Genomic DNA, 26,685 nt, shown 5'->3' on the forward strand with positions numbered 1-26,685 from the left:
GGGGTGACGCAATGGGATAACGACGATATTTCCGAAGAAGTCGCCTTGTTCCATCTGGCGATTGGTGTCGGGGACTTGGGTGAGGGGCCAGGTCTTGGCGATGATCTGCCGGGTGCGTCGCCTTGCCAAATCGGAAAAGACGTTCGGCACAGGGACACGGACGCTTCTTCGTCCCCCACAGAGGGGGGGCGCTACGGGTCGGCGGGAGCCTCGCCCTGCCCAGCCAAAAAATTCCCTTGCTTGCGCGTCGGGCTGGTTAAGGGAGAGGGGGTTGCTACGACACCGGAGCAGGTTTCTTGCCCATGCCGAATTTGGCGAGCCAGCCGCTCGTGGCCTTTTTCGGGGCGCGGCCGGCGAGGTTGAAGGCCAGTTCCGAGATGGCGCGATAGACGGGGTTGTCGCTGGTCATCGGCGTGCCGAGGTCCATGGCGCTGGAGACGGCCTTGAAATCGTTGGGGATCGTGCAGAGCAGTTTCTTGCCCAGGTTCTGTTCGATCGCGTCGGGCGTCAGGGTGTGGATGTTCTTGCGGTGGCGGTTGAGGACGAATTCGATCCGACCGGAGTCCATGCCCGCCTTGATGAGCGCGTCGGCGAGACGCTTGGCGTTGTCGATGGCAGGGACGGTCGCCTGGGTGATGAGGAGCGTCCGGGCGCACTGTTCGAGTGCCGCGCCGACGACGGCGTCCAATTTGCGGGGGAGATCGAGCACGATATACGGGTACATGCCGCGGGCGCACTGCACGATCATCCGGACCATCGTATCGTCGATGGCATGGGCTTCGTCCATGCGATTGGGCCGCGCCAGGATCGCAATTCCGCGGGCAATCTCGCAGGTCGCCTTCTTGAGCAGCAGCGCATCGACCGAGCCGCTGCCGGCGAGATCGGCGATGGTGAAGCTCGGCGAGAGGTCCCATGCCCGGGCCACGCCGCCGAACTCGAAGTCCATGTCCATCAGGAGCGGGCCGGACTCGAGAATGTCGGCGAGGGCCTGCGCCAGGTGGCAGGCGACCGTGGTGCCGCCGGCGCCGCCGACGGCGCTGATCACGCCGATGATCTGACCGGCCTGTCGCGACTCCGAACTTTCATTGAGACCGCGGCGAATGGCCACGATCAGGTCGTTGGGGTCGACGGGCTTGGTGGCGAGTTGTTTGCATCCGGCGCGGACCGCCTCGACCATGGCCTGGGGATTGGATTGATCGGTGACACCGATGATGCAAAGGTTGGAGACGAGTTCGATGGCGCGGATGATGACGTCGGCGGCCTTTGTCTCGTCGAGGTCCATGATGAGGACGCGGGGCCGGAGCGTTCCCAGGGTCTCAAAGAGGTCCGTGCGATCCTTGGTGCGGGCGGCAATGACGAAGCCGGGCAGCTCATAGGAGGCGAGGTCGTCGAGATTGTGCAGGCAGACCGTGTTGTCCTTCATGGCGGTACCTTCATCCCTCATGCCGCACGTTTTGCGCTGCGGCAGTCTCTTGGCGCATCTACCCTATCGCCCGGAGTGCGGGGCGATATGAGTTATCCGGCTTTGGCCGGGGCTATCCGAGACAGGGGGTCGGGAATGCGCCGGCGATTGGGGCGCTGGGACCTGATTATCGGGACGAGATGGCCTCGGGGACAAGATAAATCGTAACGTTTCTGAACCGCCACGCCGATATCATCGAGGGCCATGGATAAAGGGAAACGTCCATGAATCCGACCGCTGAAATGATACCGACCTCCCGCGACGAATGGTCGAAGGTCGTCTCCACTGCCAGCCTTGCGGAAATGGAGCCCAAGGTTCGCCGGAGCACGCGCCGGTATTCCTGTGACGGGGAGATAAAAGTCAGCGGCGAATTCGACGATGAGCCGTTCCGAGAGACGTGGAACCTGTTACAGGTCTCGATGACCGGGATCAGCGCTCGCGCACCTCGCGAGATTCCAGATGCGACGAAAGTCACAATCCGGTGGCAGTGGGGACGTCAGGAGATTCTTCTGCGCGGCCGCGTCATGCACAGCACGCAAACGGTAGGGGGCTATAAAGTAGGCGTCCGGTTGGACTTTCCGGACGCGTAGAACGCTTTCCAGACCCTGGCGTCGATTCGTGCGGCGGTTTTGCGTGGCGAAAGGGTTTGGCACTTCACAGATTGAATCGTAGATTTGGATTGAGCGGCAGTGCGTCGAGGCCGCGTCGGGTTATTCATCTTACACAAACGGGAAGGCAGGGGGCAAACGATGGGCCTCTTTACGCAGTTTTTTGGGCACAAGAAAGTCGTCATTGAAAACGGACCGTTGATTACCGCCATGCAGCGGGCCGAGGCGAATCCGATGCCTCAGTCGGTCCGCGCGGTTCACCAGGCGCTGCTGGAGAGCAAGCTGCTGATCCCCACGACGCGGGCCGTCGGCGAGGCCAGCGGATGGCTTGGCCACCGCTCGGAGAAGGAGCTGACCGTGCCGATGGTGTCGTCCCGGAAGGACGACGGGCAGGTCGACATGATCGTGTTCACGGACGAGCAATCGCTCAAGGCCTGGGCGGCGAAGGACTGCGGGTGGGTCGCGATGCGCGGGCCGGACGTCTTCGCCGTCGCGCTGGAGACGCGCGTCGATCACATTGTCATCAACCCGAATGGACCGACCGGCCGGACGCTGGATCGGCCGCAAATCGCGTCGCTGGCCGAGGGGCTGGCGGCCGCGAACTGGATTGCGCCCGAGGGCGGCAATTCCGAAAGTATGCAGGCGGAGGAGTCCGCGGTCCCCGAACCTCGGAAGGCGCCAACGGTCACTCTGTCCGTTACGGTGCGCCCGCTTCTGGGCCCGGTCGAACCATCATTGCAGGACCGGTTTCACAAGGCGCTGGCCGAACGACCAGAGGTTTCCGCCGGCTATCTCTTTAACGTGACAGTCGGCGGGGCCGCGCCGCAATTGGGTGTCGGCGTGGAATTCGCCGGTCCGATGTCTCCGGAGGCAGTGAATGAAACGCTTGGCCGGTTGCGGGCGCAGACGCGCGAGGCCGTGACCGGCGGAGTGGAATTCGAATTCCTGCCGCTGACTCGGGAAGATCTGAGAGGCTCGGCGCGCGAGCACGGATTGCGATTCTACTATGCCCCGCTGACTGCCTGCGACCATAGCGGGGCGCATTCGGATGAGTGGTAATGCACACCGGTTATTAACGCGGTAGACTTCGCCGCTCGCGCGGGCAAGAATCCTGCGTGTCGATGCGAGCCTCCCCACCCCTTCGTCTAACAATAATTGCCGCCTTGGTTGTTTGCAGCCAGGCGGCTAATTCTTTGCGCGCGGCGGACTACCACGTCGGCGACGGGCAACCATACGCAAACATTGGAGCCGTCTCGTGGCATACGCTGGCCCCCGGCGACACGGTTTGGATTCACTGGCGGGCGACGCCTTATCGGGAAAAGTGGGTGATCGGGAGGCAGGGTACGCAGACCGCGCCGATCAGCGTGCGCGGCGTGCCGGGGCCGGGCGGCGCGTTGCCGGTGATCGACGGACAAAACGCAACGACGCCCGCGCCGCTGAATTACTGGAACGAGAACCGGTCGGTGATCAAGATCGGCGGGTCGAATACACCGAATAATACAATTGCGAAGTGGATTTTCGTGGAGGGATTGGATATTCGCGGGGCGCGGCCGCCCAATACGTTCACCAATGACAGCGGCGGTGTGGAGACCTATGCGATGAATGCCGCCGCGATTCACGTCGGACTTGGCGAGGACATTACGATTCGGGGGTGCATCCTGCGCGATTGCGGGAACGGGTTGTTCGTCACCTCGTTCGGCCCGGATGTCTCCCGCAGGATTATCATCGAGGGAAATTACATCCACTCCAACGGCAATTCGGGAAGCCTGTTTGAGCACAACACCTACACGGCGGCGATCGGCATCCTTTACCAGTACAACCGGTTCGGGCCGCTGCTGTCGGGGGCGAGTGGAAACAACCTGAAGGATCGCTCGGCGGGGCAGGTAGTGCGATACAACTGGATCGAAGGGGGCAACCGTCAGCTCGATCTGGTCGATGCGGAAGACAGCACGCTCATCCGCGACGATCCGTCATATCGGCGGACAGACGTGTACGGCAATGTGCTCATCGAGCCGGCGGGGGCGGGGAACCGGCAGATTCTTCACTATGGCGGCGACAGCGGGACACTTGGCGATTATCGCAAGGGCAATCTCTATTTTTATCACAACACGGTCGTCTCAACGCGGGCCGACCGGACGACGCTGATGCGGCTGTCGACGAATGACGAGCACTGCGACGCGCGAAACAACATCGTTTATGTCACGACGGCGGGCACCGAGCTGGAGATGATCGATGACATGGGTGTGCTCGACCTATCGCACAATTGGATGAAACCGGGCTGGGTGGATTCGTTTTTCGGCAACTCGGGGACGGTCAACGATGACGGGACGTCAATCGAGACGGCGACGCCGGGGTTTGTGAACGCGGGAACGCAGGAGTTTGGGCTGGCGGTGGGCTCGCCGTGCCTTGATGCGGCGACCGCGTTGCACCCGGCGGTCTTGCCGGATGGGGCGGTCACCCGGCAATACGTGAAGCATCAATCGAGCGAGGCTCGGACGGTTGCGGGCGCGGCGAGCGATGTGGGGGCGTTTGAGCGGCAGACGGCGGCCTGCGCGGGCGATCTGGACTGCGACGGGGATCGGGACATGGCGGATGTGCCGGCGTTTGTGCTCGCGCTGATCGATGAAGACCTCTATTCGGCCACATACGTGGGCTGCCCGGCGATAGGGGCGGATTTTAACGGGGATCAGAACAAGGATGGTCGCGATGTTCCGGGCTTTGTAGCCCTGCTCACCTCTGGCGGTTGTCCGTAGCAGGGACGGCTCTAATCGTCGCCTTGATGCTCCTGCCCGTCGATCTTCGTTTCCTCCACGACGACTCGCCCGTCGTCGATGTCGAGCTTCAGGCGAACGTGCTTTTCGGGCGGGAGCGTATAGACCGTCGGGGGGCCGGGGCGGTCTTTTGGCTCGAACCACGCCTCGACTTGTGCGTCCGTATCGTCGACGCGGCGGTCCCAGACGAACTCCGTGTCATTGCCGGTCAGCTCGGTGTAGTAAAGCCGATGCGGCTCGCCGTGGCCGGTTTTCATAATGCTGACGGCGATGGCTTTGCTGGTGTCGGACTCGCCGACGATCATGTAGCGATGACCGCAGCCGGCGAACATGGCAAGCGGAACGATAAGCAGAATTGGACGGGACATCTGAGACCTCCACTTCTTTGGCCGCGAGCGCTGCACGTATCCCCGCCTCCATCACTTTAATCGTAAGACGCCGGCGGCGTTACGGGGTAAAGGTCGCGATCGCGATCGGCCGGGCGCTCGCATCGTTTTGATTGGCGGCGAAAAACACCTGGTCGAAAACGCCGTCGAGGGAGGGCGCGTTCGTGAACTGAAACCGGAAAGAGGAGATAGGCCGTCCGGCGGCGAGGTCGGCCTGGACCTGAGCGGTCACATCCAGTGCCACGGTCTGCTGCATAAGGCCGCCGGGAAGCGTGTCGATGGTTGCAATATTCGCCGTGAGCGTTTTTCCCAGGAAAGCGGTGGCGCCAATGTTGGCGACAACGTCAATGTGATCGACCGTCATGAAACCGAAATCGTCGAAGGGGTTGCCTTCCGGGGCAGAGCCCATGATCTGGAGAATCACGCTTTCGACGTTGGCACCGGCGGGGATTTGATTCAGCACGACGCTGACGATGCCCCGTTGTGCGAGGTTGGTGTTGCCCTCGTCGCCAACGATGACGAAGTTGTTGATCAACATCGAGGTGAAAATGCCGTCGCTTCGCAGCGTGCCTGTGCGGTCGAACGCCGTGTCGCATTGAACCTCCTGGCCACCGCCACCGGCCGATCCCCCGGCCCCGGGTGTTGTCGGGGGCATGACGCCGGCTACGGGCAAGCACGCGCCCAAGCATGCGCCAGAGCATAAGAGTCCCGCAGAAATGGAGAGACAAATGAACAGAACCGTCAAAAAGCTGCGCTTCATCGATACACCCTTTCTTCATGGACCTCTGCGGTGACCCTGCGAGAGAATCTGCGGCCCAGTTCTCGGGCTGGCCTTTGAACTCGGGCTCAAATGGGCGGCGGGTCTAATCGGCCGTCCTTCGAGACCAATTGGTCTAATTACTATTGCGTGCGATCACGCGGAACATTCACGCGCTCTTGGGCGGAAAATTCGGAAAAATTGTCAAATTTTTGGACTCGGCCAGTATTGCAACGATACGAAATTCCGGCAAAACCGCGGTTTGGGGGCTTTCCAAGCGGGATCGGGCACTGGAACGGCCTGCCGAATTATCCCAGCGCAAGGTTGGAGCCCTCGATCCTGAAACGACCCTGAACAGTTGTTTTCGCCGACTCCGCCGAAGAAACGTAGCGTTGTAGTACCAACAGCCCGTGGCAAGAGACGGTGACACCACTCCTGGTGGGATCAAGAGCGCCAGTTTTGGATTTTTGCGAAAGGCTGCTACGCCCAATTTTTCTCCACCCACGCGACAAGTTCCTTGACGTGCGTGACGCTGGCGTCGAAGAGCTTTCGCTCCTCGCCATCGAGCTTGAGTTCGATCACCTTCTCAACGCCATCCTTACCCAGCACGCACGGCACGCCGACGAAGTAGCCGCCGACTCCGTACTCGCTCTTGCAATATGCCGCGCAGGGGAGTATCCGCTTCTTGTCCTTGATGATCGCCTCGGCCATCTGCACCGTTGCCGCCGCCGGGGCGTAGTAGGCGCTGCCGGTCTTGAGGAGGCTGACGATCTCCGCGCCGCCGTCGCGGGCGCGCTTGACGATCGCGTCGAGCTTGTCCCTGGGGATCAGCTCGGTCACGGGGATGCCCGCGACGCTGGTGTAGCGCGGCAGCGGGACCATGTCGTCGCCATGACCGCCCATGAGGACCGCGACGATGTCCTCGACGCTGCAACCCAGCTCCATCGCGAGGAACGCACGGTAGCGGGCGGTGTCGAGCACGCCGGCCTGGCCGACGATCTGTTTCGTAGGCAGGCCGGTCGCCTTCCAGCAGGTCTGGACCATCGCGTCGAGCGGGTTGGAGACGATGATGTACACGGCCTTGGGGCTGGCCTTGGCGGCCTCTTCGCTGACGCCGCGGACGATCTTCATGTTCGTGGACATCAGATCGTCCCGGCTCATGCCGGGCTTGCGGGCGATGCCGCTGGTGATGATGACGATGTCGGAGTCCTTCGTGTCGTCGTAGCTGTTGGTGCCGACGATGTTGGCGTCGAAGCGCTCGACGGGCCCAGCTTGGCGGAGGTCGAGGCCCTTGCCCTGCGGCATGCCCTCAACGATGTCGAGCAGGACGATGTCGCCGAGTTCCTTGGCGGCGGCCCAGTGGGCGCAGGTCGCGCCGACGTTGCCGGCGCCGATGATGGTGATCTTGGCTCGTTTCATGGTGTCGATTCTCCTGATGGCGTGAAACAAATGCTCTCAGACGCAAGCATAATAGCGGGGTCGGTCCGGCGCGCATAGCGGGCGGATGGCAAATTCAAGGCCCTGCGGCAATGACACCGGCTAAAGGAGTTCCAACCGGGCGATGGCCTTTACGAAATCGGTTTGCGTGATGATGCCGCGCAGGCGGCCGCCCTCGTGGACCGGCAGCGAGTGGATGTGGTGTTCGAACATTTGATCCAGTGCGGCGGCGAGGGTGTCGGAGACGCCGATCGACCGTACGGGTTGTTGCATAATCTCCATGGCCAGGAGCGGGCCCTCGAACGTCCGCGCCGCTTCCTGGGCTTGCATGTCGTGTATTTGCGACCAACCGAAAGTCCGCCGCACGTCGCGGTCAGAGACGATCCCCAGGATATCGTCTTCCAAGGTGACGGGGAGGTGTCTGAATCGATAACGACGGAACAGACCAACGATATCCGCGATGGGGCACCTCGGACCGACGCTGATCACATGGGTGCGCATCCACTCGCGTACCGGCGCAGACAAAAGGGCACGCACGCTTTCGTTGGACTCCGCCTGGCGCCGCAGATTACCCGTCAGGTCCGTCTCCGTCACGAGCCCGACAAGACTGTTCCCGGTCATGATGGGTAGGGCGCCAAACTTTCTCTCCACCAAGCGTGTGGCGGCCTCTTTGGCATTCGCGTGGGCGGTCAGGGTCTCGACGGGCCGAGACATGATCTGTTCAATCCGGCAAGGGCCCATGATCGGCCGGCCATGGCCTGTCGGGTCCCGGCGTTCGATCTCCAGCATCCATCCCGTACTGACCAGGATGTCGCGGTCAGACAACATCCCGACGACTTTCGACCCGTCTGTCACGACGAGATGGTGAATGCCGTGTTCTTCCATCAGGGAGATCGCCCGATCAATCGAATCCGCCGGCGCGACGGTGAGAACATCGCGAGTCGCAATCTTCAGAATCTGCATATGGTGCGTCCTACCACTCCCGAGTGCACGACATACGCCGTGAACCGATGATGTGTGGCATCATACCGGCGGGAAAAGATGTGCAAAAGCCCGCCCTGCGAGAGGGTTCAATTGCGACAGTCGGCTGTCAAAGGGCGCGGGCGAGAAGCAGCGTCTGGTCGTCGCCGGCGGGACCGTGGGCGTTCACGGCGGCTGTGAGTGTTTCGTAGACAAATGGCAGCGGCCTGTCACCATTCCGAACGATCAGCTCCTTGATCCTCTCCTCGCCGAATTGTTCGTCGCGGCCGTTCAATGTCTCCATGAAGCCATCGGTTAAGAGCACGAAGAGGTCGCCGGAATCGTACGCAACGGTCTTGGCCGTGTAGGACTCCTCGCCCATGACGCCAAGGGGGAGATGATCGTTCGGCAGCTCTTCGACGGCGGATGATCGGCAGCGATAAACGAGGATGGAGAGGTGACCGGCAATCGCGTAGGCGGCCTTTCCCGGCTCCGAAAAACGGAGGCAGGAAAAGGTCGCAAAGGCATCCGGACGAGTGAGTTCGTGCACGACGCGATTGAGGTCGTTGACCACGGCGTCGAGCGTACCGCCTTCGCGCAGGCGCATGCGAATCGCGCTCTTGATCATGGCCATGAGGACGCCGGCTCCCACGCCGTGGCCCGAGACGTCGGCGATGAAGAGCGTCGCGGATTTGCCGTCGTTCACGGCGTCGAGCAGGTCGCCGCCGACGGCGCTGCTGGCCACGCTTCGACCGAAGACTTCGATTTGCGGCGTCTTGAAGGCGATGGGCGGGACGAGGGAATCGTGAATCCGCTTGGCGAGGGCCATTTCAGTTTCGAGACGCTCGTGACGCTTGGACTCGTTGCGGATAAAGCTGACGATCAGCGAATAGCCGCCGACCAACATCACGCCGACGGCAAGGGCGTCGGCGGCGTGGCGCGGGCTGAAGCCGCCGCGAATCTGATAGGACACGGCATGTCGCGGCAGGGCAAAATCGAAAAGCATCGGCGCCAAGATGCTGAACGGCAGTATGACGATGATCCAACGAAAAGTGGATTGAAAGGCGTGGCACCAGCCGACGGAGATAAGGCCGGTCAGCACCGCCATGACCGCGACGCCCAGCGGCGGTCGCGAGCGCAGAAGGCAGAGGTCGAAGAGCAGGCCGATCGTCCCGAACATCAGGAAGACGCCGGCGTAGAGACGGAAGCGGAGGGCCGGAGGCATCGGGGGAATGAAGGGATTATCCTTTGGCATGGTCGGGCGGGATTGTATCAAACTCACTGTCGTCGAATAGCAACGATCCGTCCGGCTGTCGAAACCGATGCGCGGCTGCTACACTGCCGACGTGACCGTGACTGAAAAGAAGTACGACTTCGCGGGGATTTGCTTTGTCACCGGGACGCTCCTCGGCTGGGCGAGCATCCTGCTGTTTCTCAAGCACCTCGTTCCTTACATCGACGCGTGGACCGCGAACGGCTGGCGGTATGGCGTCTCGGCCCTCCTGTGGCTGCCGCTTCTGCTAGTGGGGGCGCGGCGGGGGACGCTGCCGAAGGGGATCTGGTGGCGGGCGCTGCCGGCGACGTTTTTCAATCTCATGGGCCAGATGCTCTACGCGAAGATGCCCTATTACATCGGGCCGGGGCTGGGCGGGTTTCTGATCCGCGTCGCGCTGGTTTCCTCGATGCTGGGAGCGTTCGTTCTCTTTGCCGATGAACGTGTGCTGCTACGCAGCAAGTTATTCTGGGCGGGAATGTCGGCGATTGTGGCGGGCTCCATCGGCACGGTTTTCCTCGGCCATGCGCCAATCGGGCACATGACCGCGACGGGGATTATTCTTGGGGCGTCGTCGGGAGCCTTTTTCGGGCTGTACGGCGTGTGCGTGCGCTATTACATGCGGGGCATCCCGTCGATGACCTCGTTTTCGGTCATCTCGCTGTACACGGCGACGGGACTGGTCGTGATGATGCTGTTGTTCGCGGACGGCCGCGGCCGCCAAGTCTTCGATCTGAGTGCCTACAACTGGTTCATTCTCATCCTCTCGGCTCTGATCGGGATCGCGATCTGTCACGTGTCGTATTATGCGGCGATCGCGCGGCTGGGGGTGGCGATCAGCACGGCGATAGTGCAATTGGCCCCGTTCCTTTGTGCGATCGGCGCCTATGTTTGGTTCGAAGAGGTGTTGTCGCGCTGGCAATGGACCAGCGGGTTCGTCATGATCGCCGGGGCGATGATGCTGCTGGTGGCGGAGCAGCAGCGGCCGAGGCCAAAGCGAGAGGAGCCCGCTTTGGATGTCGGCGAATTGGGCGAGGCGGTGGCGGGTCCGGTGGGGGCGAAGGCCTAGAAATGGCGAATAGCGAATGGCGAAGAGCGAAAGGAGAGGGCGAGTCGTGCGGGTTGATGGAGGACAGGCGATTGCGACGCTCGCCGAGTGGCTGCGCGAGGCCAAGCGCGGCGTCGCGTTTACCGGGGCGGGAATCAGCACCGAGAGCGGGATCGACGATTTTCGAAGCCCGGGAGGGCTCTGGACACGGCACACGCCAGTCATGTTCGACGACTTCGTCCGCGACGCCGAGGAGCGCAAACGTTTCTGGCGGCAGCGGCGCGAGATGATGCCGACGCTGCTGGCCGCGAAGCCGAACGCGGGTCACGCAGCATTAGCGCGGTTGGAGGAAGAGGGCCGGATTCGCGGCGTTATCACGCAGAACATCGACGAGTTGCACCAGCGGGCGGGCAGCCGCCGCGTCCTGGAGCTGCACGGCACGGCGATGAAGGTGCATTGCCTGTCGTGCGACAAACGCTGGGGCTGTGAGGAGATTCAACAACGTCTCGACGCGGGCGAGGAGGAACTGCGCTGCGACGCCTGCGACGGCTACCTCAAGTCGATGACAGTCTCCTTCGGCCAGGCGATGCCCGCGACGGTCATGATGGAGGCGGCACAATGGGCGCGGGACTGCGACCTGTTCATCGCGATGGGATCGAGCCTCGTCGTGTATCCGGCCGCCGAGTTGCCGGAGATCGCCAAGCGGCGCGGGGCACGGCTGGTCATCATCAACCGCGAGCCGACGCCGCTTGATGAGATGGCGGAGCTGGTGATTCGAGCGCCGATTGGGGAGACGATGCGCACGGTTCTTGAACCGCCATAACGAATGCCGCCGTGTCGGCCTCAGACATTCACCTTCGCGGTCGCTCGCGGCGGCTGGGGCACACTGCCGTCGAAGAGCTGAACCTGGATCGGGCGATCGCTGGCAAAGTTAAACGCCCGCTGCGGGATCGGGATGTCGATATTGTTCTCGCGGAACTTCTCCATAATCGCATATCGCATGCTCAACATGCCAAACCACCGCTCGGCGGGATTGTTGAACCAGCAGGCCAGCGAGAAGTTCAGGCTGCTGTCGCCGAATTGTGTGAAAAAGACATCCGGGGGCGGGTCCATCAGGACCTTCGGCTCGGCGAAGGCGATCTCCAGCAGGAGTTCCTTCACGCGCTTGGGATCGGCCCCGTACGAGACGCCGACATCCACCAATCCGCGGATGGGCTTGCCCTCCAGCGTCCAATTCTCGACCTTTTGATTGATGAACTCGCCGTTGGGAATGACGAGATAAACCCCGTCCGGCGTTCGGATGGTGGTGGAGCGCATGCTCACCCGAGTGACTTCCCCCATCTTGTCGTGGACGATGACGACGTCGCCCACCTTGACGTGCCGTTCGAAGAGCATGAACAGGCCGCTGACGAAATTCACGACGAGCGGCTGGAATCCCAGACCGATGCCGAGTCCCAGTCCTCCGAACAACACGGCCATGGCGCCGAAATCCAGCCGGAGCGTCTGCAGCGCGATGTACACACCGATGGCGATGATCAAATAGTGCAGCAGTGTGTCGATCGCCGCCTGGGCGCCGCGATCGATGCTCTTATGGTGGGGATAAAAACGCGCGTTGAGAGTCTGCCTTGCGGTGCGCGAGATCATGACCGCCACGAGGATCGCGAGCACCGAGCCGGCGATTCTCCAGAGCGTGATGGAGTGATCGCCCCGATGCCAGAGTGTGTAGTCGAGGATCAACTTGATTTCATAAGGCCGGATGCCCCAAATGCTCAGGGATGCCATGAGCACAAGAAGGACCAGCGCCCATCGAACCGCCGTGACGACGGCGCGGGCCAGCGGAGGCTCCTCCGGTGCACCGGTCGGCTTTGTCGGCGCGGCCGTGCCTGCGTCGGGGGCCGCCGACTCGCCGGTCGGCTTCTTTGCTTCGGACTCGTCGGGCGCGTAGATCTTGTGCAAGTGGCGGATGCGCGCCGTACACCATCGAATCAGCTCCTTGGAGAGTTGATACGCCAGCATTCCCGACAGGACGTAGGCCAGCGTTGCCCCCAAGCCCACGACGATATAGGCCGCCAACGCCCTGTAGCCGATCAGGTTCATTATCAGCAGCAGGACAAACAAGGCGATGCCGAAGGGATGAACGGCCCGGAAAAAGGTCACCAGTCCGGCCAGTTGTCCGCGGACGTTGCGGGGAAAGACATTGAGGACGGTGTTCCGCCGGACCATGAACACCAACATTACCGCTGTGGTCGCAAAAACAAACCATCCCGTGAGCTGTTCGGCCGTCGCGGGGGCGACGTCGAGCGACTGCAACAGGATCGCCGAACCAATTAAGAGCATGGCCAGCACAACCAGCGTATACCCAAAGCGGCGGTAATAGCGGGCGACCGTGGTACTGCACGTAATAAGGCGATAGCGCGGCTTGGGAGCCTTGAAGGCCGCGTTCAACACGGCGAACGCCAGCACGGAACCGGACACCAGAATTCCGACGGTGCGAAAGAGCCTCGCGGGAGGTCCCGAGATTTCGGCAATCTGGATCAACACCTCGAGATACGCCGCGACCAGTACGATGGGAACGACTGTGAAGGCGACACGGGCCGCGTGAAAGCGCAACCGGCGGCCGAAGCGCGGCGGCGCGAGTTCTTCATCGGAGCTCTTTTCGTCGCCATCTTCGAGCCCCTCACGATAGATGCGCCTGGATTTTCGCAAGACTCGATATCCCAGGAACAGCGCCCCGGCCAGCGCAATACTCAGGATCACACCATCGACCCACGTAACAACCTGCCAGCGCCGGCGAGCCGCTTGCCGTGCTTCGTTGAGCGCTTTCGCAAGTCCTCCGGCGTACAGCATCTCGACTTCCGCGCTTATGGCGTGATACTCCTCCGGCTCCAGGATGGTCGGACCGCGCGTAATCAGACGCGCCCAATAAAGTCGGCTCTCGGCCTCTTCCCAAAGCGCCACGTTGGCCTGGGCGAAGTCGACGCCTTTGCGCACGCGTTCGATGACTTCCTGCTCCAACTTCAGCATCTCGTCAAAGGCGTTACGAAGCTCCAGCCGAAACTGGCCGACTTGTTGTTTGCGCTTGATGGTCTGCTCGTCATCCGCCTGCCCCGCAACTTCGCGGAATTTCGATTCGATCGACTTGAACTCGTCCAGCGCCTTGAGCGAGAGCAACTCGATCTTGCGCTCCTCGATGAAGCTCTGATCGAGGAGTCTCAGCAGCCGCTCCCGAACCCGCCTGGCGTCGACCAGCTCCTGGCCAGCCTCGCGGTAGGCGGTCAGCACTTCGGCGGAGGACCGGCGCGAGAGCGAGTGGCTCAAATCGGCCCAATAACGCTTGTCGCGCTTGACCATACTCCCCAAGGTCGTCAGGGCTGATGCGGGAAAACGGTCGCGGATGGCGTTCGCAAAGTCCGCCTGCAGCGTGGCGATGTTTTCGTCGCGGAGAAGCTGAAGCTGGTAGAACGCCTTCATCAGGGGGGATAGGTCAGGGTCCTGGATGCGTTCGCGAAGCCTCGTGACGCTGGCAGCGCTCCTGGCCTCGATCAGTTCGTTCATCCGCTTCCGCAGTGCGACGACGTAGGGCCGAAGGGCGTCGAGGCGGAGTTTGGATTGCTCCAACTCCTGCTGCGTTCGTTTTTCGCGGAGTTCGACGACTACGCGGGCCGTTTCCAGCGCCGCCTCCCGCGCGGCCGACGCGCGCAGTCGGGCTGCGACCATCGAACGGCTCACTTCGTTCTCCGCCGCCTTGGCTTCTACTTCCGCGCCGGCTTCGAGCTTCTGGCGATGCGCCTGCGCAGACTTAAGCTCAGCGGCGAGTCTGCCCCGCTGCGCGGTGAAGCCTTCGCGAAGCAGTGCCTCTTGCTGAGAGAGTGTGGCCAAGAGGGCGTCGAGGGCCTGGTTGTTGGTTTCATAAAGCGAGCGGGCTTCCGCGATTTCCTCCTCCAAAATGTCGTCGGGGACCGCCAGCCCCTCCACGGCCGCGGTCTTTCGCTTTAGCTCGGTGATGTACTCGGTGAGCTTCGCGATCTCGCCGTCCTGAGAAAGCTGCTCAACCGCGAGTATTTGCGTGCGGAGTTCTTCCAGCTGCCCCTTGAACTCCTGAAGGGCGTTCCACTGCTCAATTCGCCACGCATCGAGTTGCGCCGAGGGTTCGGCGTCCGGTTGAGTCGTCGGCTGGGTGGTCGCGGGCTGCGTCGTGGGTGCGAGGGCGGCCACCTCCTCTTCAATCTGCTGAAGGCACTTGCCGATGTCGGCCGGAATTCGCGGGACGGTAGTGAATCGCAATTCGAGCGGCTTCTCGTCATCAGAAGGAGCCTTCGAAGTTGCGGGCTGGGTCGTCGCGGGATCGGCGACATGGGTTGTACTTGACTGGGCAAGCGCAGCCGAGTTCGTCGCCAGGACAAGAAGGAGAAAAAGGCGAGCGGGCCCGATTCCGATGGGCGGCATCGCCTGGCGCTTCAATAGTCTGCATTCCGAATCGTGCGAATCAAGAATTGTTACAGCCGATTCCATGCCCGCGTGAGTATACCCGATCATGGGCATTGCTTCACGGGTTACTGCGAATTAAGAAGGGTCGCGGGAATTTGAGCGCACCGCGCGGCTCAACCGTCCTTCCGCGTCCAATCGTACGGGATATCGTTGTCGTGCGGCGGCGCGCGGAATTCGTCGGGGTTCTTGTAGTTGTAGCACTCGGTCGTCATGTTCACCACGATGGTCTCGACGTCGCACACATTCATCCAGCCGTGATAAACGCCGGGAGGGATCCGAACGAGCGAGGGGAGATGCTCGCTCATGAAAACCTCGTTGACCTCACCCATCGTCGGCGAGCCGTCGCGGGCATCGTACATCGCCAACTTGATGGTGCCCCGAAGGCAGTAGAAGTGGTCGGTCTGCAATTTGTGGTAGTGCCAAGCCTTGACCACGCCGGGAAAGGTCGTCGTGAAATAAACCTGGCCGAATTTTTCGAACCAGGGATCGTCGGCGCGGATGATCTCGCCCAGCCGACCGCGTTCATCGGGCAGGACGCGGGCTCGCCGGGCACGCACGCCGTCAATCACCGCCTTGCGACCGCGCAGGAGGAGCGCTTCGTCGGCAAAGACAGTCTTGAGCGGCGGGAGGTCGGATTTATTGCTCATGGGCGGAGGCCTCTTGTCGAAGCGGGTAAGTTTCTAATTGGGAACCACCGAGCCGTCAAGCAACAATTACGAATAACGAATAACGAATGATGAATGTCGGGGCGACGCGGGCGCTCTTCTCTTTGTAATTCGTAATTCGACATTCGTCATTCCCGTTTCCCACCTGGGACTCTGCCGAACCGATCGAGCTGATGCAGCGTCGCGCGGAAATCCTTGGGTAGTTCGGCCTCGAAGGAAAGCGGCTGATGTGTTGTCGGGTGCTCGAACACGAGCCGCAGGACATGCAGCGTCGGGCGGTCGATCAGGGCGTGCTCGGGTCGGCGGCGGCTGGGACGATAGCCGGCCTTGAAAGAGGAGAGCATCAGGGATTCAGCGCCGCCATGGGGCGGATCGACGACCAGCGGCATCCCTGCGGCGGGCAAGTGCGCGCGGACCTGATTGGGCACGGCCAGACTCGGCATGCACTCCACGAGGGCAAAGCCGACAAAGGTATCGCGAACGCGCCACTGCGTAACCGCCTGAAGATTGCCACCTGCCTGGGCTTGCAACAGTTCCTCTCCCCGGGGGTGCGGACGGAGCGGCATGTCGATTCGACCCGAGGCGCCGGAGACGTACGCGCGAACCAGCGCCAGGCAGGTCAGCGTCAACTCGCCCGCCGCGATTTGTCCTTGCAACACGGCAGACGCATCTGCACTGCGGACTAAAACCGCCAACCCGCTCAACGCGGCATCGAGGTGATACAGAGAGGTCGCCGAGTCATCCGCTGCGAGGTGTCCCGTACGACGGAGTTGCAGTTCCACCGAGGGCTCATCCGGAAAAGTCGCCAAGAGTTCGACCACGGGCGGCTTGTTGACCACGATCAGTTCGGCATCGGCGTGGAGCACCTCCGCCAGAAGCGAGCCCTTTCGCCGGTAGGATTGATCGGTCGAACCCCGCTCGTCGGAAGGAAACTCATCGTCATGAAAAGATCGTCTGCTCATGGCGGATATTTTAAGGGCAAAGGGCGGAATTGGCTTGCTTCGATTCAGGGAGCCGTGTTCGGCTCCGGTGGCACGATTGGGACAATGAACACATCGCGAAGTTCGCCCATGTCAACCAGCGGCTCGACGCTCAAGTGGTAAACGAGTCGCTTGCTGGGATTTTCTTCGATCGCGGCAATCCTGCCGATGGTCAGCGGGAGGGGCAATCCGAGTTGACCGGGTGCGGTCAGAACCAAGTCGCCAACGGAAATCCGCATAGGTTTCCCTTCGGGTTCGGCGGCCTCCGGTTGAACGTATTGCGCCTCGACGTTTTCGATGGTCATGCGGCCCCGACCGGCTCCACGCAGGCTGCACGCGTAATCAAAAAGTTGGACGCGGCCCTTGTTGACGCGGGCCACGCGCACTTCGACGCGCGGGCTGTCGATGTCGGAGAGAAGTTGCACGCGCGACATATAGGGGCTGACCTGCTCGACGACGCCGAGAAGGCACTGGCGTGCGAGGACGGCCTGGCCCTCGTCAACCCCGCTGGCCCGGCCGCGATTAACAAAAAGCCGCGAGGCGACCCAGTCGTGGCGTCGGACGCCGCGGGTCGAGCCGCGCGCGACCAGCATCGCGTCGCGCCACAGCGCGACGTCGCGGGCGATGATCTTGGCGTCGAGCAGCGGGATCGCTGGGGGGAGCTGTTGGTCGCGCAGGGCGCGGAGGCGGTCGTTCTCTTCCCGAAGCTGGGCGGTCAACGCCCGTTCCGACGCCAATTCGCGGATCAATGCCTCGGTATCGCCGGCGGCATCCATTCCGGACGCGGTGCTGCGCAAGGGCTGCAGCGCGACATCGCCGGCGCTCCTCGCCAGGTCGGAGGCCGGCACAAGAAGCTGGGCCACATGCTTGAGGGAATCCGTCCACGCCGGGGGAAGGAATAGTGCGATCGCCGACAGCGCGAGGAGCAGGGTAAAGACGCCGCCCCGCGTCGGTTGGAATCGATTCCAGGCCATGGCGGCATCATAGAGAGATTGTCGTATTTCGAATAGCGAAGGGAGATTGTTCCGCGTTGCAGCCTCGCGAACTGGCGCGCGCCGACGTAGAATCGGAGTCGATGAAAGCGCGCCGGAAGTGGCTGGATTATCTGATTTACCTGGTGGTGCGGTCGGCGGCCATGATGCTGGCCGTCTCCCCCCTGGAGGCGAGCCTGCGCGTGATGCGCCGGCTCGGCTGGCTGTGGTTCACATTACCCCACGCAATTCCCGGCCGCTCCAGGCTCCTCCTGAAGTTTCGCGAACATCGCAACAGGGCCGAGGGGCACATCCGCCTGGCTTTCCCCCATTTGAGCGACGCGGCGGTGTCGAAAATGGCTCTCGCCTCGATGCAAAACCTGGCCATGCTGGCCGTGGAAGTGCTTATGACGCCGCGAATGATCACGCCGTGGACGTGGGCGCATTACATCAAGCTGCGAAGGCTCGATGACGCGGTGCGCGTGCTCCTGGGCCGCCGTGGCTGCATTATGCTGACCGGCCATTACGGAAACTGGGAACTGCTCGGGTACACGCTGGCGACGCTGGGCTTCGAGATCGTCGCCGTCATGCGGCCGCTGGACAACGAATACCTGAATCGCTTCTTGCTCGATCGGAGGGAGCAAGGCGGACTGCGCCTTCTCTACAAGAAAGGCGCCACCCAATCGGCGGGCGACGTTATTCAATCGCGGGGGGCGCTCTGCTTCATTGCCGATCAGAACGCCGGATCAAAGGGGCTGTTCGTCGACTTTTTCGGCCGCAAGGCCTCCACGTACAAGTCCATCGGGCTATTGGCGATGGAACACGATGTTCCCATTATCGTAGGATGCGCGCGGAGAATCGGCGAAGGATACCGGTATGAACTTTGCGTGAACCGCATCATCCGGCCGGAGGAATGGCGCGATCGCGAGGATCCCCTTATGTGGATTACCCAGGAATATTCGCGGGCGATGGAAGAGTTCATTCGTGTCGCCCCGGAGCAATACTTGTGGATGCACCGGCGATGGAAGAGTCGGCCCAAAGAAGAGCGAGTCGAGCGCAAGGAAACCGTCGCGATAGGGGCATGACGAATACGGATTGCGGTTTTACGAAGGTGGATTACCCTTGAACGAGGGCATCAAAGGAAAATAACGAGGTAACGACATGGCCGATCAAGATCGGATTGAGAAATTGCGGCGAATGACGGAGGCGGACCCGAGCGACGAGATGGCCCATTTTTCGCTGGGTACAGCGCTCCTGGAGGCGGGACAGGCGCAGGACGCCGGCCCCTATCTGCAGCGCGTGCTTGCCCTCAACAGCCAGAACTCCAAGGCGTATGAGCTGCTGGGCAAGGTACAGATCGCGACAGGGCATCGCGACCTCGCGGTGCGGACGCTGATGGACGGCTATCGCGTCGCCCATCGCAAGGGCGACATGATGCCGATGCAGGGCATGGAAACAATGCTGAAGGAACTCGGCGCGCCGGTGCCCAGCGTGGCCGAGAAAAAAGAGCCGACGACGATGGCGGCCGGGCCTGGCGGCTTCGTGTGTCGCCGCTGCGGAGGCGGCGGGCCCAAACTCAAAGAACGGCCGTTCAAAGGCGAACTCGGCGAGAAGATCCTGGCGACGGTCTGCGAATCCTGCTGGAAGGAATGGGTCGGCATGGGGACGAAGGTGATCAACGAGCTTCGCCTACCGATGTTCGACCCGCAGGCGCAGGAGATGTACGACAAGCACATGAAGGAGTTTCTACTTATCGAGTAGAGGCGCCGGGGCTGCGGCTAGTTCAGGTTTGGGGGATGGACCCGCGAACCGAAAGCAGGCGCTAGCAGCAATTTGCAGCATGAGCGGTCGCAACGCGCCGCGCCTAAACGAGCGACTCGTGCGGAACATGTCGATCGCCTGTGAGTAATCCCCTTCTCGTAGGGCGGCGCGCCCGGCTACGAAGAATGCCCGTGCCAGACGAGGGTGCGCTGTGCCTTCGCTCAACGCGCCGCTTCGCTTGTTGTTTTCATAGAATCGCAGGAGTGTTTGTGCACGAATGGCAAAGTTCCGCCCCATGGTGGACTTGCTGAGCCGATCATCGTGCAGCCTCCGCTTGGCCAACGGCTCCTCAATCAAACCAAAGGGCTCGGTCAGGCTCACGCGCAGCCAGAGGTCGTAGTCCTCGCAGACGGGCAGCGTGGCATCGAAGCCTCCGGCGCGTTTCAGCACGTTCTTCCGACAAACGACGGTCGGAACGTCGACGAAACAACTATTGAACAAGGCCTCGGTAATACGCCCGGAGTGGCGCGGTTTGGTCCGCCCGGACACCTCCTGTCTCGAAGCGTCGATGGGCGTCATCGGTCCGTAGAAAATCGAGACGGCGGGGTTGTCGCGAAGCGCCCCGACGAAGCGCTCGAGCTTGGTCGGCATCCACAGGTCATCGCTGTCAAGAAACGCCACGATTTCGGCTTTTGCTTCGGCGATGCCGCGGTTCCGCGCCGCGCCGGGGCCCTGGCGGTTTTGGCGGATAATCTTCGGCCGGACCGGATGGTCCTCCACGGCGTCGGCGATCGGCGGCGTCGAGCCATCATCCACGACGATGACTTCGTAATCGCGAAACGTCTGCGCGGCGACGGAGTCCAGTGCCTCGCGGAGCAGTTCCGGGCGGTTGTAGGTCGGGATGATGATGCTGACGGCGGGTGGGGTCATTAGCGTATCTGCCCTTGCGGGTTGCGCTTAGTGGTAGGCAAAAAGGGCCGGTCGGTCAAGAGTGCGGGGATTTTTCATCGAATTATTCGGAGAATAGGAAGATGGCAGGCAAAGCGACCTTCAGGTATTCCTCCGTGGGCATGACGATCGAGTCCGTGAGGCTTCCGGCATTAAAGGCGATGCGATCATTCTTCACGATCGATTCGTCGACAAAAAGTTCGAACGGCAGTATCGGGCGGCCGAAAGGCGGCACAGAGCCGGGAACGAGACCCGTCAGATCGGCGAGTTCCTGTGCCGATGCAAAGCGTATCTTTTTGACGCCGAAGCGAGCCTTCAGCGCGGAGGAATCGAGTTTGCAGGCCGCGCTGAGCACGAAGAGTCGAAACTCCTCGCCCGTCTTGACCAGCAGGGCCTTCCCGCCGACGCGGACTTCCTCGCCACGGGCCTTCGCGGATTCCTCCGACGTATGCGTGGGCTCATGATGAACGGTGCGGTAGGAGACGCCCGCTCCGTCCAGCCATTGGCAAATCGATGGAAAGCTCGAAGCAGGGTTCATTCCTTGCCCAGTCGAACACGCTCGGCCTTGCGAATTCCGAGTCGCAGACGGCACGCTTCAAACAGGTATCCCGCAAGCCGCACGTGATAATAGACAAGGAGCAGGGGGAAACCCATCAGGGCCTCGCCCGGCGACTTGGCTTTGCGTGCTATTTCGTTGTAGAGCAGCGCGGCGACCGTCGCCAGCACGAATACGCAAGGAAGAGCCCACAGCCGCGAATCGAAAGCGACCAATGGAATGCTAACGTAGGTCAGTAAGAGCGGCAGCAAATCCAACCGCGGCGGCAGGAAGTATTTATATACCATGAAGGCTGCGGCTTTTCCTCCCGCCCACGCATGGCGAAAAAAAGACACTCGATCGTAGTGATGGTCGTGGAGGACGACCGCCTGGGGAGCGACGCGCTGGGACCAGCCCCGTGCCCGGAGCGAAAGAAAAATGCTCTCTTCATCGCAAACGGGCGAGGCGACCGCGGCGGATGAGCGATGGGATTTCCAGCGGGCATCTTCGTCAAATCGCAGCGAGGTCAGCCGCTCCCTCCGCACGGCCATGTTTCCGCCGACCAGCCGCGGAGCCTCGCCGCGACCGTGTACGCGGGCGATGCCGCGTAGAATCAATTCGTAGATATTGTGCGACGGGGGATCGATCACGAGCCCAGTCACGGCGGCCACGCGCGGATCGGCGAATTCGGCGATCAGCTTCTCCAGCCAATCCGGCTCGGCGATGCAATCGCTGTCCAGAAAGGCGACGATGTCGCCGCGGGCCTCGCGGATGCCGCGATTGCGGCTGACGTTGGCGCCGGCGTGCCGCTCGTTACTGAAAGGTCGCACGTCAACGTGCTCATGCCGGGCGGCGAAATCCGCCAGCATGGCCGGAGTGTCATCAGTCGATCCGTCATCGACGACAATAATCTCGAATCGCGGGTACGATTGAACGGCCAACGCTGCGAGACAGCGAGCCAGGACCTCCCGGCGGTTGCAGGTGGGGATCACGATGCTGACGAGCGGCGCCTCTGTTGCGGACATTGTCATCGGATCGGATATTACCGCGTGAGGGACGGGTTTGTCGTCATGCGGACCTTTCGACACTGGACGCCGAGGTATCTGATCAATCGATTCCGTCTGGGCGTCTATGAGGTTCTGCACCCCAATGCGCCGTGGCTGACGCCCGCGGCCGTTGGTTTCCTGGATGCGCATCTCAAGAAATCCGACGTAGGATTGGAGTTCGGCTCGGGCCGCAGCACGGCCTGGTTCGCCGGACGGATCGCGCACCTCACCAGCATCGAGCATGATCGCGCCTGGTACGAAAAGGTCGCGCCGCGACTGGCCGCCGAGGGCCTGACCAACGTCGAGTATCATCTGTGCGAATCGGACCAGGGCGACGAAGGGGCCGACCGGACCGACTACGTGCGATGCATCGACCGATTCGCGGATAAGAGCTTGGACTTCGTACTCGTCGATGGTATCTATCGCTCGGCCTGCGCCGTTCGCGTGATCCCGAAACTCCGGCCCGGCGGAATGTTGGCGGTGGACAATATCAACTGGTATCTGCCTTGTTCCTCCCACGCCCCCAACAGCAGGCGGGCTTCGCAAGGCCCCGTTTCGTCGGAATGGGGCCGGTTTCACGAGGCGACTCGAAACTGGCAGTGCGTCTGGACCACCAGCGGCGTCACGGATACCGCGATCTACCTTAAGCCGTTGTAATCTTGCGCATTTCCCAAGGTTGAAAAAGCGCATTTAATGGGTGCGGTCGATCCAGCCTCCGATGCATGGGCTGGGGCCAAAGGAAAGGGTTAACTCCATGATTCACCTCAAATCGTCGACAGCATTCGGCGGCGTGGTTGCGGTGTTGGTCGGCGGAATGATCGGCGGTTGCGTAGACGCCGGCGCATTCTCGGATGCCCTGGCGCCGCGGACCGGTGCCGATCGGCCGCTCAACCTCACCTCCACCAAGGAGGAGCTGCACGACAAGCTCGATCAATTCGAAGACCTCTTTGAGGCCGTTTTGGCGCAGGCGGGTGATGATCTCGTCCGCGCGGAGAACACGCGGCGCGTCAAACGCCTCGTCCTCATCTGGCAGATGCGCATGGTCCCGATGATGCGCGATGCCCTCTCCCAGGACAACGCCCTTGGCGGCTTTCTGGACAGCTGGACCCTCTGCGTCCGCATGCGCCAGTTCCTGACCGAGGGCGAGGGCCGCGGCCTCTTCGGCAAGAACCAGGCCATCGCTACCAAGGCTGCTCTTCATTGTGAGACCGAGATCGAAAACATCGGCCGGACCGTCCTTTCTCGGGACGTGCTCGCCAGCGCGCGGAATCGCGTACAGGCCGTCGCCAAGGAACATCCCCTGCGCGGCGAGTTCAGCGGCGGCGAGGTTCGCGCGGCCCTGCAGACCGGGGAACAGGACAAAGTCTTGCAGACCATTCTCGAAGCTCCGCTCACGCCGTTTCGCTGGCTGGGCGGCGTGGATGAAGGGGCCCAGGCCATCAAGGGCTTTACTGTCGTCGCCAGCCGCCTGACGGATGTCGTGCAAGGTCTGGCCGCCGATGCGCGGCTTCAAACCCAGCTCCTGTTGCTGGAGACGGAGGATCTGGACACGGTCAAGTCGACGGTGGCGAGCCTGGATCGCGCGTCGAAGAGCGCCGATCGGCTGGCCACTTCGGCGGAGCGGCTGACGGGTGGTCTCGAGGAACCGGGGCCGATGCACGAGGAAGTCCGCAAGACGGTCGGCGAAACTCGCGAGCTGGTCGATGCGCTCAAGCCGGCGGGCCAGAGCGTGGCGACGGCGGGCGATGCGTGGGCGGGTACGGCCAGGGCGATTCAGGAGATGGTGGCGTCGTTTCGCACCCCGGCACCGGGGCAACCCAAACCTGCCACGCAGCCGAGCGTAAAAAAAGAGACGCCGCCTTATGACATCAATGACTATCGCCGGACGGCCGAAGCGCTGACGCAGACGGCCAAAGAGTTGCAGGTGCTGATCGCGGATCTGCGCGGTCTGACCGAGTCGGATCGGGTCACCCAACGTCTGGAGGAAATGTCGAAGTCGTTTGACAACGTACTCTCCGAGAGCACCGACCGGGCGACGTGGCGGGCGATTCAGGTTGCGATCATCGTTCTGGGGCTGGCGATTGCGTACCGCGTCGTGGCGGTGCGGTATATTCGACCGCGCGCCTCCTGAATCTCTCGCAGAGGCGCGGAGGCGCAGAGGGGTGGGAAGCGAACCATCACACGCTTCCGACTCAGCGCCTCTGCGCCTCTGCGTGAGGCGCATCTTCAATCTTCATTTCGCACAGGAGATACTTCCCGTGCCACCACGATCGTTTCACGTGGCCGCGAGCCCAATCGGCGGCGGCCGTGGGGAAAAAGTAGCGGGCGTCGTACTTGCGGAACAACTCGCGGCGCTGGTCCCACGGCGTGTCCTTGTGCAGCAGGAGGATGAGGTCTTTGCGGCGCTCCACCCAGTCGGTCACTCCGTTGCTGGCGCTGGCTGAAGAGATGACGAAGCAGTCCGTCAGCATGATCAGATCACGGGCCATGGGGAGCGCGGCGAGGACCGTGCTGCCGGGCGGCAGACTCTCGCGCAGGAAGCCGGCCAGTTCGCGGATCTCGCGGACGTTTTTGATTCGTTCCTGGTAGGGGAGCCGTGCATCGTCCTTGAGGCGATCCCACGTCCATGGGTGCGTCTGTTCGGCGAAGGGGATGGCGAGGAACAGCGCGCCGAGTGCGACGACGCCGCGGAGGACGTGGACGGAAAGGGACCTAAGGGACCAAAACGACCTAAAGGACTTTGCCGCGTCGCGAGGCGCGGGGAACCGATACTCGACCAGATACGCAATGGAAGGGGCGCAGAGGACCATGAAGGTGATCGGAAAGATGAACTCGATGCGTTGCAATACCCAGGCTTCTTTCGCGTGGTGCAGGAGGAACGAGCAGATCGGGGGCGTGTAAAGCATGATCGCCACGAGCGCGGGAGCGACGAGGAGCATTGCTACCTCGCGTCGCCGCCGCTCCATGAGTCCGGCGATCAGGCCGGCGGCGACGGCCAGCGTCCCCCAGGCGCCGCCGCCGAACAGGTTCAGGACGTTGGCGGGGTCGCGAACCCGTCCACCGCTTTCCGCTGAGATGAAGTAATGCTCGGGGTCCTTGATCTGGGCCGCGAGGTGGGCGGGCAGGGCTTCGGCGGCGGTGTTGCCTCTCTTGGAAATCAGAATAAACGGCAGACCGACGGCCAGGGACGCCAAACAGATCCCGCGGAGGAGCGCGTCTGCCCGGCGGCGTCTCCATAGCGCGGTTGCTATGCCGCCAATCAATAGCGGGGCGGTCACCACCGCAAGGAAGAGCACATAGAGACCGTGGAACTGGCCCAAAACGAGGGAGACGCAGGCCAGCTTGAAGGGAACAGGGAACAGGGAACGGGGAACAGGGGAAGAGGTAGAGGTGTCGCAGGTCGTTCTGCGGCAGGCCTGCATCGCGAAGGCGAGGCCCAGTGGGGCGAGCCAGAAGGGCGAGAGCTGGTTGGGGTAGATGAGGAAGCTGACCGGCCCGCGGTGACCGATGCAGGCGAGGGCGGCGACCCAGGCGGGCCAGTGGCGGTCGAAGACGGTCCAGGCGAGGTAATAGACGCCGGAGACGACGAGGAGCTTGGCCCAGGCGAGGCTGATGAACCAGACGCCGAAGAGGTCCTGGCGCGTGATCTGCACGCAGGCGGCGAAGAGGGCGTGGTGCAGGTTGGTGTGGTAGATCGGGAAGAAGTAGGGGACGGCGATGGAGGGATCGTTGTTGGAGAAGCCGCGATCGAGCAGGAAGCGGATGCGACCGAGGTGGGCCTTGGCGTCTCCGCCGAAGAAGGAGCCGGTCCACGCGCCCAGCGCCACGTCGGCGAGGACGATGAGCAATTCGATTCCCACCGCGGCGAGAAAGAGCGAACCGAGCGGCCGCCAGCCTTTGCGGAGGGTGATGTCGAGCGCGGCGACGACGATGAGCAGGACGCAGGCGATGGAAAAGAGCGCGACCGGCGCGCGGAGGAGGTAACAGAGGATCGAGATGGGTGAAAGCAGTGCGAGGGAGGCGAGATAGGAGACGGAGATCGTTCCCAGTAGGCCGGAATGGAGGTCGTCGGTCCAATAGCGACGGACGAAGGCATAGCCGGGTAGCGCGAGGGCGAGCCAGAAGAGGAGGGAGAGGTACATTTCGAGGGGGCGAGTATAAGCGGCGAGGCCTGAGGCGTGAGGCCTGAGGCTTGAGGGAATGCGGAATGGCGGAGCGGGCGAACAAGGGGGCCGATGAACAGGTGAACAGGTGAACGAAGGGGAGGGGTGGGGGGCGAAAACGAGCGAAAAAATGGACACGATTTACAAGATGGACAAGATTGGGGCGAATTCGGAATTGGAGGACATCCACCACAGAAGCACAGAGATTGTTTTTGTTTGGTGGAACGAGGCGGAACAGGCCGGAACGAAGCCCGAGTGCGGCGGCGCGACGAAGGGCGCGAGGTTGAAAATGCCTGAATCGCTTGAAATTCGCCGTCATCGCGCGGACCGTCCGGGGCCGCGGGCGTCGGAGATTCGACGGGACGCGCGGCCTGCCTTTCTTTTTTCCTACCGACCCCAACCTTGCTCAGCGCTCCCTGTAATCCT

23 protein-coding genes are annotated in these 26,685 nt (G+C 62.3%); 9 read left to right on the top strand and 14 right to left on the bottom strand.

The features are described from left to right. Nucleotides 1-274: 274 nt before the first annotated feature. Nucleotides 275-1,423, bottom strand: coding sequence for a hypothetical protein (locus tag VJZ71_18415; protein ID HKQ50056.1), 1,149 nt, complete (start codon nucleotides 1,421-1,423; stop codon nucleotides 275-277). Between the two features lie 263 nt (nucleotides 1,424-1,686). Between VJZ71_18415 and VJZ71_18420 the strand changes: the two genes are divergently transcribed. The 3 genes from VJZ71_18420 (at nucleotide 1,687) to VJZ71_18430 (ending at nucleotide 4,823) form a co-directional block, all read left to right on the top strand. Next, on the top strand, nucleotides 1,687-2,052 hold the full coding sequence (locus VJZ71_18420) for a PilZ domain-containing protein (protein HKQ50057.1): 366 nt from the start codon (nucleotides 1,687-1,689) through the stop codon (nucleotides 2,050-2,052). Nucleotides 2,053-2,211: 159 nt separating this feature from the next. Then, nucleotides 2,212-3,129 carry an SseB family protein gene (locus VJZ71_18425; GenBank protein HKQ50058.1) on the top strand — a complete coding sequence of 306 codons (918 nt, stop codon included), beginning with the start codon at nucleotides 2,212-2,214 and terminating at the stop codon, nucleotides 3,127-3,129. Between the two features lie 104 nt (nucleotides 3,130-3,233). Then, a complete protein-coding gene (locus tag VJZ71_18430; GenBank protein HKQ50059.1) occupies nucleotides 3,234-4,823 on the top strand; it encodes a polysaccharide-degrading enzyme in 1,590 nt (529 codons plus the stop codon). Between the two features lie 11 nt (nucleotides 4,824-4,834). On the opposite strand, the gene VJZ71_18435 is transcribed toward VJZ71_18430, so the two are convergent. The 5 genes from VJZ71_18435 to VJZ71_18455 form a co-directional block, all read right to left on the bottom strand. Then, nucleotides 4,835-5,209, bottom strand: a complete 375-nt coding sequence (locus VJZ71_18435) for a hypothetical protein (protein HKQ50060.1) — start codon at nucleotides 5,207-5,209, stop codon at nucleotides 4,835-4,837. Between the two features lie 79 nt (nucleotides 5,210-5,288). Next, nucleotides 5,289-5,882 carry a hypothetical protein gene (locus VJZ71_18440; protein HKQ50061.1) on the bottom strand — a complete coding sequence of 198 codons (594 nt, stop codon included), beginning with the start codon at nucleotides 5,880-5,882 and terminating at the stop codon, nucleotides 5,289-5,291. A gap of 582 nt (nucleotides 5,883-6,464) precedes the next feature. Next, nucleotides 6,465-7,403: a malate dehydrogenase gene (gene mdh, locus VJZ71_18445; protein ID HKQ50062.1), complete on the bottom strand. Its 939-nt coding sequence runs from the start codon at nucleotides 7,401-7,403 to the stop codon at nucleotides 6,465-6,467. 120 nt (nucleotides 7,404-7,523) lie between these two features. Further along, entirely contained in the window at nucleotides 7,524-8,384 is an 861-nt protein-coding gene (locus tag VJZ71_18450) for a CBS domain-containing protein (GenBank protein HKQ50063.1), read from the bottom strand. Between the two features lie 127 nt (nucleotides 8,385-8,511). Then, the gene (locus tag VJZ71_18455) at nucleotides 8,512-9,636 is read right to left on the bottom strand and encodes a PP2C family protein-serine/threonine phosphatase (GenBank protein ID HKQ50064.1); all 1,125 of its coding nucleotides are present in this window, start codon (nucleotides 9,634-9,636) and stop codon (nucleotides 8,512-8,514) included. A 97-nt stretch (nucleotides 9,637-9,733) separates the two neighbouring features. Here VJZ71_18455 and VJZ71_18460 point away from each other — a divergent pair, with 97 nt between their 5' ends. Together VJZ71_18460 and VJZ71_18465 are read left to right on the top strand one after the other, a co-directional pair. Beyond that, on the top strand, nucleotides 9,734-10,723 hold the full coding sequence (locus VJZ71_18460; protein ID HKQ50065.1) for a DMT family transporter: 990 nt from the start codon (nucleotides 9,734-9,736) through the stop codon (nucleotides 10,721-10,723). Between the two features lie 46 nt (nucleotides 10,724-10,769). Continuing rightward, nucleotides 10,770-11,525 carry an NAD-dependent deacylase gene (locus VJZ71_18465; GenBank protein ID HKQ50066.1) on the top strand — a complete coding sequence of 252 codons (756 nt, stop codon included), beginning with the start codon at nucleotides 10,770-10,772 and terminating at the stop codon, nucleotides 11,523-11,525. 20 nt (nucleotides 11,526-11,545) lie between these two features. Here the strand turns inward: VJZ71_18465 and VJZ71_18470 are convergent, their stop codons facing one another. From VJZ71_18470 to mreC, 4 genes are all read right to left on the bottom strand, one after another. Then, nucleotides 11,546-15,148 (bottom strand): mechanosensitive ion channel domain-containing protein, encoded by a 3,603-nt coding sequence (locus VJZ71_18470; protein HKQ50067.1) that lies wholly within the window; start codon nucleotides 15,146-15,148, stop codon nucleotides 11,546-11,548. Nucleotides 15,149-15,303: 155 nt separating this feature from the next. After that, nucleotides 15,304-15,837: a dTDP-4-dehydrorhamnose 3,5-epimerase family protein gene (locus VJZ71_18475; protein HKQ50068.1), complete on the bottom strand. Its 534-nt coding sequence runs from the start codon at nucleotides 15,835-15,837 to the stop codon at nucleotides 15,304-15,306. A gap of 146 nt (nucleotides 15,838-15,983) precedes the next feature. Further along, nucleotides 15,984-16,817, bottom strand: coding sequence for a hypothetical protein (locus VJZ71_18480; GenBank protein HKQ50069.1), 834 nt, complete (start codon nucleotides 16,815-16,817; stop codon nucleotides 15,984-15,986). Between the two features lie 44 nt (nucleotides 16,818-16,861). Then, nucleotides 16,862-17,809, bottom strand: coding sequence for a rod shape-determining protein MreC (gene mreC / locus VJZ71_18485; GenBank protein HKQ50070.1), 948 nt, complete (start codon nucleotides 17,807-17,809; stop codon nucleotides 16,862-16,864). Between the two features lie 101 nt (nucleotides 17,810-17,910). Between mreC and VJZ71_18490 the strand changes: the two genes are divergently transcribed. Next, a complete protein-coding gene (locus VJZ71_18490) occupies nucleotides 17,911-18,891 on the top strand; it encodes a lysophospholipid acyltransferase family protein (GenBank protein HKQ50071.1) in 981 nt (326 codons plus the stop codon). Between the two features lie 76 nt (nucleotides 18,892-18,967). Further along, nucleotides 18,968-19,567: a Fe(2+)-trafficking protein gene (locus VJZ71_18495; GenBank protein ID HKQ50072.1), complete on the top strand. Its 600-nt coding sequence runs from the start codon at nucleotides 18,968-18,970 to the stop codon at nucleotides 19,565-19,567. Here VJZ71_18495 and VJZ71_18500 read toward each other — a convergent pair. The 3 genes from VJZ71_18500 to VJZ71_18510 form a co-directional block, all read right to left on the bottom strand. Continuing rightward, nucleotides 19,553-20,497, bottom strand: a complete 945-nt coding sequence (locus VJZ71_18500; GenBank protein HKQ50073.1) for a glycosyltransferase — start codon at nucleotides 20,495-20,497, stop codon at nucleotides 19,553-19,555. The genes VJZ71_18495 and VJZ71_18500 overlap by 15 nt on opposite strands. A gap of 82 nt (nucleotides 20,498-20,579) precedes the next feature. Beyond that, a complete protein-coding gene (locus VJZ71_18505; protein HKQ50074.1) occupies nucleotides 20,580-21,053 on the bottom strand; it encodes a YbaK/EbsC family protein in 474 nt (157 codons plus the stop codon). Then, entirely contained in the window at nucleotides 21,050-22,075 is a 1,026-nt protein-coding gene (locus VJZ71_18510; protein ID HKQ50075.1) for a glycosyltransferase family 2 protein, read from the bottom strand. Before VJZ71_18510 ends, VJZ71_18505 begins: the two co-directional genes overlap by 4 nt. 24 nt (nucleotides 22,076-22,099) lie before the next feature. Between VJZ71_18510 and VJZ71_18515 the strand changes: the two genes are divergently transcribed. Together VJZ71_18515 and VJZ71_18520 are read left to right on the top strand one after the other, a co-directional pair. Beyond that, on the top strand, nucleotides 22,100-22,753 hold the full coding sequence (locus VJZ71_18515) for a hypothetical protein (GenBank protein HKQ50076.1): 654 nt from the start codon (nucleotides 22,100-22,102) through the stop codon (nucleotides 22,751-22,753). A 97-nt stretch (nucleotides 22,754-22,850) separates the two neighbouring features. Further along, complete coding sequence (locus VJZ71_18520; GenBank protein ID HKQ50077.1) at nucleotides 22,851-24,227, top strand: hypothetical protein; 1,377 nt, start codon at nucleotides 22,851-22,853, stop codon at nucleotides 24,225-24,227. 61 nt (nucleotides 24,228-24,288) lie between these two features. On the opposite strand, the gene VJZ71_18525 is transcribed toward VJZ71_18520, so the two are convergent. Then, the gene (locus tag VJZ71_18525) at nucleotides 24,289-26,238 is read right to left on the bottom strand and encodes a hypothetical protein (GenBank protein HKQ50078.1); all 1,950 of its coding nucleotides are present in this window, start codon (nucleotides 26,236-26,238) and stop codon (nucleotides 24,289-24,291) included. Nucleotides 26,239-26,685 lie beyond the last annotated feature (447 nt).

It is taken from the genome of Phycisphaerae bacterium (genome assembly GCA_035275405.1).
GTDB lineage: Bacteria > Planctomycetota > Phycisphaerae > UBA1845 > UTPLA1 > DATEMU01.